We start from the raw sequence: 13,394 nt of genomic DNA on the forward strand, positions 1-13,394 counted from the left end.
AATGAATGAAAAGTTGTCCGTTTGGTTAAAAATGTGAGGGATAGAAAAAATAAATCTAGGAATGGAAAATACAGAAAATATTCGGTGGCAACAACGCCTTAGTAATTACAAAAAGGCATTAGGAACATTAGATGAGGCTGTAGCGTTAGATAGAGAAAGAGGATTGAGTAAACTTGAAAAACAAGGAATTATTCAGGCATTTGAATTTACCCATGAATTGGCTTGGAAGGTTATGCAAGACTTTTTTTTGTATCAGGGAAATAGTGAACTTAGAGGTTCGAGAGATGCTACCAGACAAGCTTTTAATACGGGGTTAATAGCAGATGGAGAAAACTGGATGAAAATGATTCAGAATAGAAATCTCACCAGTCATACTTATATTGAAGAAACTTCGGAAGAAATATACAAGAATATCATTAATGCCTTTTATCCTCTTTTTTTAGCATTTCAACAAAAAATGGAAGATATACGAGCTGCAAATGACGAATGATGTACGGACTTAAAGAAAAAAATATAAATTCTATTCAGTTGGTTTTTAGAGACCATCCTGAAATTGAGGAAGCTATTTTATATGGTTCACGGGCCATAGGGAATTACCGAAATGGCTCTGATATTGATCTGACGCTAAAGGGGGATGATATTAGTTTGGCACTACTTTCTACACTTGAAATTCAACTAGACGATCTATTACTTCCTTATTTAATAGACCTTTCTATTTACAATAAGATAGAAAATCCAGATCTTATTCATCATATCAATGAGGTTGGGCTGCCTTTTTATAAAAAAGAGTGGTCATTAGAAAAGACGGAATCAGAAAAATTATAATACTATCTATAATAAGATTATTCTCTTTTTCTTCATCATTTTTAAAATGGCGGTGAAGATACTGATTGTTTTTGACGAGGGACTAAGTATAAAATTCAATGCCAAAAGGAATTCACACAGTCCACTCACGAGAACATAAAGAGTTAGCCCAATAGGTCTGGGGCATAATTTTTGGGCATGGATGTCTATTGATGTTTCTTATGTGAAAATATGCAGAGTGTTAACCGTATTGAATTTTGATTAATTCAATTTAAAAACATTTATTTGTCTTATTATAAATTTCATCTGGTATTCATAGTTAAATGTTTATATGAAAAAGAATAATTTAACCCTCTTTTTTTGTCTGTTGATGCTGGGATCAGTAGGGGCACAGAATATTTCGAATAGTTTTGAAATGCGCTATATCACTAAAGATACTGCGGCCAATGATGAGACGGATTTCAAAGGGACGAAAGAATGGATGAATACCGATGAAAGAATTAAAGCACTTCATGCCTATGCTGATTTCGCAAGTGATTATTTCGGTAATAGAGAATTGGATAAAAAAATTGTACTTCCTCATGAAGTAGATTCTCTAATTTCTAATTTTAAAAAACAACCCTTGCCTAAAGTAAGGCGGGAATATGTGCTAGATAAATGGAAATCTTATGGCTATCGAAAGGGTCAAGAGGAGGAAGAAGGACAGAACTTGGCGTCTTGGCAGAAAATCAAAGGTGTAACCGTCGAAGATGGCAAATTAATCCTCAATAATGCCAGTGTTGAACGATCATTAGAGGAATTGAATTGGCGATTTAAATTGGAAGGTCGATTTCTGATGGTAGATAAAGAATCCTTTACCTTATCTATGGGTAATGACTTGCAAAATTCAATAGAAATCCAGTTCACTAAAGACGAAATCCAAGTTGTATCCAATGGAGAAAACCTAACGGAAAAAGTGGAATTAGACGATTATGTTGATCTTACCTTGGAAGTGGATATGTCTGAAAAACGATTTAACGTATTGGTCAATGGTCATATGATCTGGAATTTCATTCCGATTTCTGATTTAAATACAAAGGTTTTGGATCGTATAAGATTGGAGTCTAATGGACTCCATAAAATAGATGAGTTAGCAGTGTTTAACTATATCCCCAATCCTGAAGATGAAAGAATGCCTTACCTCTTATCCATTGCCATGGATGAAGATTTTGAACAGAAAAAGAATGTAATGGGGTGGCAATCTGCTGAGTACGATGATAGCCATTGGCAGGAAGTTTCACTTCCTGCCGTTCACGGTGGTCTGAGAGAAGCTGGCGAAGATCTTTACCTGAGAAAAGTCCTTTCTTTAGATTCATTTGATCGAGCGATATTGGAAATCGCATCCCTGGATCCGGGAGGTGAAATTTGGATTAATGGCGAAATCGCTGCTGTAATTGATACCCGCCACCCGATTCGCAAAGATGTGAGTGGTTATTGTAAACCCAATACCGAGAATATCATAGCCATCCGAGTAAAACCTTATCGATCAAACCACCCAATGTTACACGCTCCGTCGGATCGAAATATCGGTTGGTTTTTGGATCAAACTAAATTAATTACTGGCAGTCAGTGTATGATCACAGATTTGGAAGTGCATACCACTGAGTTGGACGATGCCGCATTGCAATCGCATAAAGTGGGTATTCACTATCCTCAGGATCGATATTTTAAGGGAGAATTAGAGATTAATTATTACAATTGGCATCCAGAAGAGGGTGAAAAGATAGCCAGCATTTCCCGAGCTATTGAAGTGCGACCGCGTATAGATAATTATATTGAAGTTGAAATGTCCATTGAAAATCCCGAATTGTGGACAACAGAAAAACCGAATCTCTACAAGGTTGAAGCTATTTTGAAAAATGAAAATGGTGAAATAGTAGATGACAAAGTCATTACAACTGGTATTCGAACGGTAGACCAAGGCAATGGCTATTTATATGTTAATGGACAGCCGGAAATGCTTAATGGTGTGCAGATTATGGGTTTTAGAACCCCGGTTGAAAATTTAGCAAAATACAATCGCTGTCCTCCCTTGGACATTGTTGCCGAGGAAATGTTGATGACTAAAAAAATGGGAGCTAATTTGCTTCGCGTCCATGTGCATGCAGAACAAGATACGGTGGATGGAGTCAACGATCGTCGATATGCAGAGTTGGCCGATCAGATGGGAATTTATCTTATTTGGTCCACAGCTGGATTTATTCGAGAGGGGGAGGCTTGGAATGTTGATTTTGAGGGTTATCCAAAATATATGGCGGAGGTGTACAATCATCCGAGCATAGTTATGTGGGAAGCATCCAATCATCCCAATCGGTTTAAGGAACACGACGTGTCAGATAGCAGAGATTATATCGATAAGATTTATGAGGTAATATACCAAAAGGATGAGAGTCGCTTGATATCTCCGACTTCGTTTTGGCAACACAGTCACTTTGCCAATTACGATGGGACAAAGGATAAAGACGGCAATACTTTAGAGCCTCCTGTTTATATGATGGCAGATCGAATGACCAGAGGGAGTCAAGATGCCTATACCGGATATGGAGCCAGTTGGTCTGGGATTCGTAAGGCTCCCAATCCTTGGGCGGCCTCTTGTTTATCGGCCAATGATAAGGCCTATTTTAATTTTGAGCATGAAGAGTCTGCGGCGCAACCCAATTGGGATTTGTCCAAAGGAAAGCCGTGGTACAAGGTGCAATCCTATGAATGGGGTTATGAAAAGGGAAGTATTGGCCGAAAATTGGATCACAGTGAGTGGCGAGCAAGTCAGGCTTGGCAGGCTTTTTCGGCTTGGGAGTCGATGAAGAAACAAATGCTGTTGGGCTACGATGGTTTTTCATGGTGTTCGCTGCGAGGTGGTGCCAATATGGGAACTTATCAGAAGCCTTTAATCGACAATTTAGGTCATCCTAAATTGGCTTACTATGTCAATAAGATGGTTTTTCAGAGAACATGGGCTGGTAGCGACAATGTGGATGTAGTGTATGGACCCGATGATTTGATTACACCGGTCATTCATCATTTGGGGGAGTCCCAGAACGTGAATTTAACCATTCGTTTATTGGATGAATGGGGGGCTGAAAAAGATAGAAGCTTGTTTGAGAATATTATGTTGGAAGCGGGGCGATCGATTACCAAATTGGAATCTTTTGCCTTTCCTTTTAAAGGCGAAGGTTTGTATTTTATAGAATATCAAATCGAGGTAGAATAGTTGTTCTATCAAATGAATTCACTATTGACGGTTATTTATGAAGTATTCTGAGATAGTACCAAAATGCCTTAACATACTACTAGTTGACCACAGTACCGAGGTGACTGAACATAGTTGCCCTTTAGGGCAACCAAAGGTCGTAAATCGACCTTTGGTGAAGATGACCGAACAAAATGCGCAGCATCATTGATCCTAAATGGATCAATGGTGAGGGAACCGAAACCTCCGTGTTTCGGGTGGGTAGGCCATTGCGCCGAGGCGTGATTGGAACGTATATCGACAGCAAACAACATTTTTCTATCAAAATCAAAGATTGTTGTGAATTGAATGATACCATGTATGGAGATGGTCATGGATTTGTCAAACTTTTTGCCTAATTTATCCTATTATATCACTACAGGGAATGAAAAGATATGATCACTTCGTGTCAGAAAATTGACAATGCAAAAAGTCCGCCAAATGAATTTAAGGTCATATCCCATCCTTGGTATTCATAAAAATTCAAGACAATCATTATTGTGCTCCGACGTGATTGCCCTGTTAATCCAATGGTATATTCCTCAGTGCTCGGTATGATTGCAACATAATTCGATAGGTTTCAGGCCACTGGCTTTGGGCAAATCAATCTAATATAACAATCGAAAAGTCCTGAAAGCGGCGCACTGAGCTTGGTCGAAGTGGACGTAGTCTAATAGCATAGGGTGAAACCCTATGAAAAGGATGCCTTCCTAGTAAAAAGTCCTGAAGGGACGAAGGAATTCATTTCTATCGACAGCAAACATCAATTTTCTATCAAAATCAAAGATTGATGTGAATTGAATGATACCATGTATAGTGATGGTCATGGATTTGTCACACTTTTTGCCTAATTTATCCTATTATATCACTACAGGGAATGAAAAGATATGATCACTTCGTGTCAGAAAATTGACAATGCAAAAAGTCCGCCAAATGAATTTAAGGTCATATCCCATCCTTGGTATTCATAAAAATTCAAGACAATCATTATTGTGCTCCGACGTGATTGCCCTGTTAATCCAATGGTATATTCCTCAGTGCTCGGTATGATTGCAACATAATTCGATAGGTTTCAGGCCACTGGCTTTGGGCAAATCAATCTAATATAACAATCGAAAAGTCCTGAAAGCGGCGCACTGAGCTTGGTCGAAGTGGACGTAGTCTAATAGCATAGGGTGAAACCCTATGAAAAGGATGCCTTCCTAGAAAAAAGTCCTGAAGGGACGAAGGAATTCATTTCTATCGACAGCAAACATTTTTTTCTATTAAAATCAAAGTTTGATGTGAATTGAATGATACCATGAATGGTTATGCTCATGGATTTGTCACACTTTTTGCCGAAATAATCATATTATATCTAGTATCATTGAATTAAAACAATGATTATCTGTCCAAGAAAGCCTATAGAGCAAAAAGTCCGCCAAATCAACATTGTTTGATGCCAATACCGTGGGTTTCACCCACGGCTATTAGACTACGTCCTTTCAGGACTTATTTATAAAGATGTCTGGGTATGACTGAGTATTCTATGATAGAACCTAATTAATTAAGCTGTTCATTTTACAAAAGGTTCATCTCGATTGATTATTGCATAAAGACGTAGTTGCTTGGTCGCTTACGGAGCCACTGCGCTCCGGCGTGACTGCCCCATAAATCGTCAGGTTATCAGCCACTGTGCAGAGGATATTTAACCGGAGCCACTGGCTCCGGCTTGGTATTAATGAAAATTCAAGATATTCATTATTGTTCTATGGCGAGAATCCACCGTAAATCTACAGCAAATTTCATGGAATCTCGTCGCAGCGCAGTGGCTAATCTACCCGAGGTACAGTGACCTCGGCTCCCTCATCCAATCCATATTTAATGGATTGGGTACTTTGTACTATATTCGGTCGTTCTCGCCAGAGCCCGATTTACGGGCTTTCCCTGCCCACCCACGACACAGTGGTCATGGCTCCTTCAACAGTTGAACATTTAGTTCATCTGGTTGCTCTTTGAGCAACTTTATTCTGTCGTGCACTTTGCTCGCTCACCCACGGCTATTAGACTACGTCCTTTCAGGACTTATTTATAAAGATATCTGGGTATGACTGAGTATTCTATGATAGAACCTAATTAATTAAGCTGTTCATTTTACAAAAGGTTTATCTCGATTGATTACTGCATAAAGACGTAGTTTCTTGGTCGCTTACGGTATTTCACCTCCCTGTCATGACTGAGCTAATTAATTATAAACGTATTTGGTATTACTATTAATTATACGCATTGCGGTGTGTAGTACTTGTTTTATCGTTTGTAATATGCAATAATACTTGCCTTTGCCAATGTTTGATTCCAAAGATTAAATCCAACAATAGCTGGGTTAATATTTTCATCAAGACCTAATTTATCTGTTTTTAAAGCATACACAGTAATTATATATTGGTGAAATCCGTGTCCTTTAGGTGGACAAGGTCCTCCAAATCCCTTAATCCCATAATCTGTTAGGCTTTGAATGGCTCCTTTAGGGGCTAAGTTTAACTCAACATTTCCTGCATTAGTTACCAATTCATCGATGTTAGCAGGAATATCAAAAACTACCCAATGCCAAAACCCACTTCCAGTTGGCGCATCTGGGTCATACATTGTTATTGCAAAACTTTTTGTTCCTTGAGGTGGATTTTTCCATGAAAGTTGGGGCGATTTGTTATCTCCAGTACATCCAAATCCATTAAATTCCTGTGTTTTGGTTGTTTCCCCTCCCAAATCATTACTAGATAAGGTAAATGTTTTTTGACTGAAACACGCTGTTGTGAAAATCAATGACAGCAAAAAAATAAAATTTGTTTTTTTCATTTTATTATGTTTTAATATTTAATGCAAAATTAGATGCAAAATGAAAAAAAAGTCATGGGGATATGTTCAAAAAGTGTTGCTAGAAGCTCAATCTATTTGTTGCTGTTTTGGTGTTATATTGTATTTTGTTTTATATGCTTGAATAAAGCTCGATAAATTTTCGTAGCCTACCTCCAAATAGATTTCGGATGATTTTTTACGTTTTTGATTGAGTAAATAATGGGCGTATTCTAATCTTTTGTTTTGAAACCACTTAATAGGGGATTCAGAATAATGTTTTTCAAATTTTCTTTTAAATGTTGACACACTCATATTGCATAAAAAAGCTAATTCCTTTAATGTGAGTTTTTTCAATTGATTGCTTTCAATAGTTCTAGTAAAATTTTGAGTTAGATGGTCATTATTTGATGCTAAAAATTGTAAGATTTGTGTTCCGTGTAGCTCTATGAGATATAGCATTATCTCTTCAAATTTTACAGCAAGTAATTTTTTCTGTGCCTTTTTTGATAGTTTGGAAATATCTATTAAGCTAACAACAAATCGTTTAATAAATTTATCATACTCAAATGAATGAACCGATTTATATTCGTTGACTTCAGTGTTGTTGAGTTCAAATTTTTGAATGAATTTGGCTAGATCCTCGTCTGTGAAAAATAAAAGAATACTTCTGTAATTTTTAATTTCAGATAATTTTTCTGTCATCAAACAATGGCCGGATCTCATTATTAAGAACTTGCTATTGTCAATTGAAAGGTCTGAATTGTCAAAAATTACTTCTTTGCTTCCTTCAATCAAAAAACTAAATGTATTTTGATAGAGAATGATTTGTTGTCTGGACATCTCCTTTGAACTACAATAGTCATAAACTTGAATGGTTTTTGACTCTTCAATATAAAGTGATTCTGGTAGTTTAATAGTATCCATTCTAGTTCTCGGGGCTTCGTTAACTATTGTTCGTATTGTAAGATAGTTATATTAAATAAAAAACGGTTTGGCAGATAAGATCAGATTAATTACAAAATACAAATCACAAAAGGAATATACACAAATCACTCATGAGAAAATACAAAGTGAGGTATCTGGACTTTTAAAAGGGATTAGGTATTAATTCTTATGAAGATAGTCCTTAAGTTATGAAGAACCCGGTTTTAAATAATGGATGAATTGAGGATGAAAAGTGATTTAACCAAATGCTTTTAAGCTTAATTTCTAGCTATTAGAACAAAGCCACTGCTATTGATTGGTTGTGTTATCTTATTTTAAAATAATACCAATTTTGTAATAAAATAGAGGTCTATGGAGATTTTTCGTATTATTGAATTTCAATTGTATAAAAGTGTTGTAGAAATCTATTGTTTCGTTCGAGATTATGGCTAAAACCAAATGTATTTTAGATAAAATATAAAGACATTTTACAAATCAGTGGATTTCTGTGTAAAAGAATTTAAATGAGGGTATTGTATTTTAAGTTGAGGGAATTTTTCTTTCTAGGAGGTTTGTCTATGTTGATGATGGGCTGTGGTCTGCATCAGTCGATTACTGATAAAGATGACCATCGGAAGGCTATTTTTAGTTTTGTATTTGATGATTTAAATGCCACAGATACGACGGTGAAAAATATTTTTGACGAATACAATTTCAAACCTTCATTTGCCTTGGTCTCAAAAAAGCTAAATGCCGAGACCGCCAAGCTTTACAAATCCTATTACGAAGAAGGGATAAGCATTCTTTCCCATTCCATCACTCATCCCAAAATGAGAGATTCTACTCTAGATGTAGCGATGATAAATCGCGAATTTCAATATTCGAAAGAAACCATAGAAAAGTATGGAATCGAGGTGACAGGATTTGTAACTCCAAATTCCTATCTTCATCCCCAATATTTGAAATTGGCTGAGGAATACTACGAATACAGCTTTACAAATAACAACGATAATAAATTTGACAAATCTGTACCAAAGCATTCCCTCGCTAGATACGGCATTGAGGCAAATATCTCTTCTGTAGATCACAATATCGAAACCATTGTCAGTCGAATAGATTCTGCAATTGCGGAAAAGGAACTACTCGTTTTTTACGGGCATCAGATGCCTTCAACTTATAAAGATGATGAAGGTAATTCAAGAGTAAACACCGAGGATTTAAGGAATATTTTGGATTATTTAAAGGCTAAATCCGATAATAATGAATGTAAGGTCTTGAGTGCTGATGCCGCTGTGGCAGAATACTATAATTAGTGAGTAGGCCGTGAATATTGAGCCTTGAGGAAATCATTTATTCGTTCCGATTGGTAACACCTTTTATTCAATTACCTTTCAATGAAGGAATCGAGGCCGTTGCGACTCGACAAAATCCAACTTTTTAATTATACGCATTTGGTATAAAATGCATTTTGAGGGAGTTATAATGAGAATTTTATAAAAACCCCGAAATATATGCTTTTTGCACTGCGGAGTGACTGAATCTTCTAATTTAGCTTGAAATCGTGGTGGTTCGGCGAGTTTTCAATGATTATAGTCAGCCGTATATTACCGCAGTCCGGTGTGATAGAACCGTTAAACTTCAAATATTCGCACCATTATATCCATCATTATAAAATTGATATCGTATTATACCATATAAAATTGCATTTTTAGGTTTCAAAGAGCTGGAATAGGATGATTTATTTAGAAAATGTAATATTTGTTCAGCAATTGTAATTCGTATAAATATAAGATCCCATTGAAAAAGAGAAGTGAAGAAAAAGTCAATTTAAAATATGTTTACGGAATCGCTTTAATCGCTTCCGTTGGTGGTTTTTTATATGGATTCGATGTCGTTATAATCTCTGGAGCCATTTTGTTTATCGATACGGCATTTGAATTGACAACGACCATGAAGGGATTTGTGGTGAGCAGTGCCATATTGGGTGCGGTTTCGGGACCGATAATTGGACTTCGTTTTGCCGATAAATTGGGGCGACGAAAAACGATGATGTGGGCTGCGGTGTTGTTTATGTTCTCTGCGCTGGGCTCTGCTTTTGCCCTAGGGTTTTGGGATCTTTGCTTTTGGCGATTTTTGGGTGGGGTGGCCACTGGATTGGCCATGATGACTTCCCCTATTTATATCGCGGAATTAGCCCCTCATGAATATCGGGGTGCCTTGGTGAATATCAATCAATTGTCCAATGTAATCGGTATAAATATAGCCGTAATTGTCAGTTATGGTTTCTCTTTTGACGGAGACTGGCGTTGGATGTTTGGTGCAGAAGCCTTTCCTATTTTACTCCTCCTCATCGGTTTGTTTTTTATCCCAGAAAGTCCTCGATGGTTGGCTCTAAATGGCAAAGGTCAAGAAGCCTTGAAAGTCCTCACTTCTGTATTGGGTCCAGATCGAGCTGGTAATGAATACAAGGATATTATCGAAAGTAAAGATCAATATAACAGTACCTTTACAGAACTTTTTCAGGGAGGGACTAGAAGGATTTTGATTATCGCCATTATTCTGATGATTTTTTCTCAGATCAATGGAGTCAATATGATGTTGTTATATGCGCCGAGTATATTGTCAGATTTGGGCATAAGCATCGGTTCAGGCGCTATTTTGGGGTCTTTACCGATATATGTATTTATATTAATCTGTACCATTGTTGCCTTTCCTCTAATTCAAAAATACAATCGAAAGTCTTTAATTATGACTGCGACATCCTTTATGGCTCTAGGACATTTATTGATGTTTGGGGTCATTAATTCCGAGGTGGATCCATTGTATACATTAATCCCTATGTTGATCGGGACAGGAGCATTTACCTTGGGATTTGCTCCTCTGGGTTGGATTATTACATCGGAATTGTTTCACAACAAGGTGAGGGCAAAGGCCCTAGGTATTATTTGTGCCATTCTGTATTTGGCCTCCTTCTTAATTGCTCAATTTTTCCCAGCCATGAATGAATGGTTTGAATTGAGGTTTGGTTCAACGGCTGGATTGTATTTGGTTTTTATGACGGTATGTATTACATGTGCTTTGTTTACATGGAAATTTATTCCTGAGACCAAGCATTTACGACTGGAAGAAGTCGATCAAAGTTATTAATTAACTTAAACGGTCCGATTGGTATGGAGCATACGGGGCATTATGGTTATTTATTAACAGCTACCTTAGCTGTAAAATACCCCGATTTTTCTCTGATCAATCCACTGGAAATCAAACGATCTCAAGGTATTTCAAGAGGTAAATCTGATCCTATTGATGCTCGGTCATCCTGAAGGGATGATATCTCATAGCCGTGGGTGACCGAATGCAGCTCAAAGAGCCAAATGCCTACTAAAGGCATTTGATGAGGGAACCGAGGGATTATTCCCTCGGGTGGGTGAGGTGTATAAAGCATCAAACAATGTTGATTTGGCGGTCTTTTTGCACCAGTGACTTCCTTGAACAGATGATTCAAATGTTTTATTTCAACGAAATTATACGGTATGATTATTTTGGCAAAAAGTGTGACAAATCCATGATCAACGAAATGCTAATCTAAGTAAATATTTAATTAAGGTAAAAAGGTGTTGACCATTCGTTTATGTTCAATGAAAAGTCCTGAAAGCGGCGCACTGAGCTGAGTCGAAGTGGACGATATATGTCAAGGCGGGACGACATAATATTATTAAGAAAAAATCTGCCGATTTACGCTGTAATAAACCGAGATGAACCTTTTGTAAAATTAATGGCTTAATTGTTTGGTTTTATCTTAGAATACTCGGTTATCTCAAAATCTTAATCGACTATTAAACGCATTTGGTATTATATGTCGCCACTCTGTGGCTATTTTGATCGCAATGTTTATTGTAATGGATACATTGAGGTATATACCATTATTTAAGTACAAAGAAAAGCCCTGAAAGGGCGAAATATGTCAGGGCAGGACGAAGTCCTGTTTATGGAAATGTAATTTGTATTAAACAAGTCCTGAAAGGACGACATACTATGATAAGGCAAAAAGCTAACGATTACCTTGCCGTCACGCCTCACCGTAGAGACAAGACCGAGTAGTCAGATACACTACCAAATGCCCTTAATGGGAACGACCAAAATGCAAAGCATCGTAAATCGGTCATCTTGACTAATCTTAGCTGTGGTCAACTAATCTGTTGAGCGACTTTCAATACCTTATTAAGGTGGGATACGGACATAAAAAAAGGCGATCCAAATTGCTTTGAATCGCCATACTTTAAATATATTATTTCTAATTAATTTTTAAGTTCAAATTTCACTGGTAGGATAAATTGTACCCTTACTGGATTTCCTCGTTGTTGACCAGGTGTCCATTTCTGAGCTAAATTATCCATCATTTTTACTACTCTTACAGACTCATCTCCCAAACCTGCACCTGGATCTCTTATGATCTTAGGGTCGGTTATCGAGCCATCTTTCTCTACAACGAAACTTACAACAGCATTACCTTCGATACCATTTTCACGAGCTATGGCTGGGTATTTGATGTTTTCGTACAAGAATTCAAGCATTTTTTTGTCTGCACAAGCTTTTTTCTCTTGTTGACTACCAGAGACATTTTCACATCCTGGGAATCTTGGCATTTGTTCTACCACCTTAAAGATTTCCTCTTCTTTCGCAGCCGGTGGTGGTGGCGGCGGTGGTGGTGGTGGTGGTGGCGGCGCAACTACCTCTGGCGCTTCCACAATAGTTTCTTCTTCAACGGATTGATCTAAGAATTCAATTTCTTCTTCTTCTTCGATCAATTCTTCTGGTACCTCCTCAATTACAGGTGGTGGCGGTGGTGGTGGTGGCGGCGGCGGTTCGGCAGTACGAGGCGGTTCAATCTCGATGTCGTCAGGTATTTCCAAAGCATTGTCTGGAATATAGATGACAGCATCCTTTTCAGTGTAATTGAAACTTAACCAAGTGATTGCTAAGGCAACAGCGCCTCCAAGGAGAAACAATGGCATCCACATACTAAAGACGTCCACTTCCGGATATTTTGCACGGCCGGCTAGTGGGCTTTCCCAAGTATGATCCTGGTATTTTTCTGTAAGGTTAGATTGTGATCGCTTTTGCATCATAAACTTAAGTAAGTATATAACGGCAATTACGAGAAACAAAAAACCAAAAAGAGAAATAACCAATGTTTTTCCATCTACAGCAAAATCTTCAAACATGGTTTAAATTTTGAAATATTTAAAAAAAATTAGTCCTAATATACATCCGATAATATTAGCAATAATATCGGCAATATCAAAATCTCTATTTACAATTTTTGTTTTTTGTATCAATTCCATCATGATACCCCAAGACAAGCAAAATAAAAAACTATATCTAATTTGGTGTTTAATACGTCGATGTCTAAAGTATAAGGCTGAAATATTACTTAAAACAAAATACATTCCAAAATGGGCTATCTTATCCAAATTTGGAATAACCGATATGCTCTTTTGCATAGGGGTTTGAATGGGAGCTAATGAAAGTGCGCAAATGACAGTCAACATTAAGTAAAAACAAA

At 37.2% G+C, this 13,394-nt stretch carries 11 protein-coding genes; 7 read left to right on the forward strand and 4 right to left on the reverse strand.

What is annotated here, in order from left to right:
• The first annotated feature begins 61 nt into the window (after window positions 1-61).
• The 4 genes from LVD51_RS03110 to LVD51_RS03125 all read left to right on the forward strand — a co-directional run bounded on the left by LVD51_RS03110 (window position 62) and on the right by LVD51_RS03125 (window position 4,431).
• Window positions 62-490 (forward strand): nucleotidyltransferase substrate binding protein, encoded by a 429-nt coding sequence (locus LVD51_RS03110; protein ID WP_236969727.1) that lies wholly within the window; start codon window positions 62-64, stop codon window positions 488-490.
• On the forward strand, window positions 487-825 hold the full coding sequence (locus tag LVD51_RS03115) for a nucleotidyltransferase domain-containing protein (RefSeq protein WP_236969728.1): 339 nt from the start codon (window positions 487-489) through the stop codon (window positions 823-825). The genes LVD51_RS03110 and LVD51_RS03115 overlap by 4 nt, the downstream gene beginning before the upstream one ends.
• A 310-nt stretch (window positions 826-1,135) precedes the next feature.
• Window positions 1,136-4,054 (forward strand): glycoside hydrolase family 2 protein, encoded by a 2,919-nt coding sequence (locus LVD51_RS03120; protein ID WP_236969729.1) that lies wholly within the window; start codon window positions 1,136-1,138, stop codon window positions 4,052-4,054.
• Window positions 4,055-4,227: 173 nt separating this feature from the next.
• Entirely contained in the window at window positions 4,228-4,431 is a 204-nt protein-coding gene (locus tag LVD51_RS03125; RefSeq protein ID WP_236969730.1) for a hypothetical protein, read from the forward strand.
• Between the two features lie 1,927 nt (window positions 4,432-6,358).
• Here the strand turns inward: LVD51_RS03125 and LVD51_RS03130 are convergent.
• A complete protein-coding gene (locus LVD51_RS03130) occupies window positions 6,359-6,907 on the reverse strand; it encodes a YbhB/YbcL family Raf kinase inhibitor-like protein (RefSeq protein WP_236969731.1) in 549 nt (182 codons plus the stop codon).
• Between the two features lie 87 nt (window positions 6,908-6,994).
• Window positions 6,995-7,831 carry a helix-turn-helix domain-containing protein gene (locus tag LVD51_RS03135; protein ID WP_236969732.1) on the reverse strand — a complete coding sequence of 279 codons (837 nt, stop codon included), beginning with the start codon at window positions 7,829-7,831 and terminating at the stop codon, window positions 6,995-6,997.
• Between the two features lie 524 nt (window positions 7,832-8,355).
• On the opposite strand from LVD51_RS03135, the gene LVD51_RS03140 reads away from it, so the two are divergent.
• The 3 genes from LVD51_RS03140 to LVD51_RS03150 all read left to right on the forward strand — a co-directional run bounded on the left by LVD51_RS03140 (window position 8,356) and on the right by LVD51_RS03150 (window position 11,151).
• Window positions 8,356-9,144 carry a polysaccharide deacetylase family protein gene (locus LVD51_RS03140; protein WP_236969733.1) on the forward strand — a complete coding sequence of 263 codons (789 nt, stop codon included), beginning with the start codon at window positions 8,356-8,358 and terminating at the stop codon, window positions 9,142-9,144.
• Between the two features lie 484 nt (window positions 9,145-9,628).
• The gene (locus tag LVD51_RS03145; RefSeq protein WP_236969734.1) at window positions 9,629-10,978 is read left to right on the forward strand and encodes a sugar porter family MFS transporter; all 1,350 of its coding nucleotides are present in this window, start codon (window positions 9,629-9,631) and stop codon (window positions 10,976-10,978) included.
• Between the two features lie 23 nt (window positions 10,979-11,001).
• Window positions 11,002-11,151 (forward strand): hypothetical protein, encoded by a 150-nt coding sequence (locus LVD51_RS03150; protein WP_236969735.1) that lies wholly within the window; start codon window positions 11,002-11,004, stop codon window positions 11,149-11,151.
• A gap of 975 nt (window positions 11,152-12,126) precedes the next feature.
• On the opposite strand, the gene LVD51_RS03155 is transcribed toward LVD51_RS03150, so the two are convergent.
• Window positions 12,127-13,053: an energy transducer TonB gene (locus LVD51_RS03155; RefSeq protein ID WP_236969736.1), complete on the reverse strand. Its 927-nt coding sequence runs from the start codon at window positions 13,051-13,053 to the stop codon at window positions 12,127-12,129.
• A 3-nt stretch (window positions 13,054-13,056) separates the two neighbouring features.
• Complete coding sequence (locus tag LVD51_RS20180; protein WP_394803142.1) at window positions 13,057-13,380, reverse strand: VanZ family protein; 324 nt, start codon at window positions 13,378-13,380, stop codon at window positions 13,057-13,059.
• Between the last annotated feature and the right edge of the window lie 14 nt (window positions 13,381-13,394).

It is taken from the genome of Membranihabitans marinus (assembly GCF_021729155.1).
Classification (GTDB): Bacteria; Bacteroidota; Bacteroidia; order Chitinophagales; family Saprospiraceae; genus Membranihabitans; species Membranihabitans marinus.

What these genes read in the sequence shown, in the direction of transcription:
- LVD51_RS03110 (WP_236969727.1), top strand. Translation starts at nt 62, where the DNA reads ATGGAAAATACAGAAAATATTCGGTGGCAACAACGCCTTAGTAATTAC.
- LVD51_RS03115 (WP_236969728.1), top strand. Translation starts at nt 487, where the DNA reads ATGATGTACGGACTTAAAGAAAAAAATATAAATTCTATTCAGTTGGTT.
- LVD51_RS03120 (WP_236969729.1), top strand. Translation starts at nt 1,136, where the DNA reads ATGAAAAAGAATAATTTAACCCTCTTTTTTTGTCTGTTGATGCTGGGA.
- LVD51_RS03125 (WP_236969730.1), top strand. Translation starts at nt 4,228, where the DNA reads ATGCGCAGCATCATTGATCCTAAATGGATCAATGGTGAGGGAACCGAA.
- LVD51_RS03130 (WP_236969731.1), bottom strand. Translation starts at nt 6,907, where the DNA reads ATGAAAAAAACAAATTTTATTTTTTTGCTGTCATTGATTTTCACAACA.
- LVD51_RS03135 (WP_236969732.1), bottom strand. Translation starts at nt 7,831, where the DNA reads ATGGATACTATTAAACTACCAGAATCACTTTATATTGAAGAGTCAAAA.
- LVD51_RS03140 (WP_236969733.1), top strand. Translation starts at nt 8,356, where the DNA reads ATGAGGGTATTGTATTTTAAGTTGAGGGAATTTTTCTTTCTAGGAGGT.
- LVD51_RS03150 (WP_236969735.1), top strand. Translation starts at nt 11,002, where the DNA reads ATGGAGCATACGGGGCATTATGGTTATTTATTAACAGCTACCTTAGCT.
- LVD51_RS03155 (WP_236969736.1), bottom strand. Translation starts at nt 13,053, where the DNA reads ATGTTTGAAGATTTTGCTGTAGATGGAAAAACATTGGTTATTTCTCTT.
- LVD51_RS20180 (WP_394803142.1), bottom strand. Translation starts at nt 13,380, where the DNA reads ATGTTGACTGTCATTTGCGCACTTTCATTAGCTCCCATTCAAACCCCT.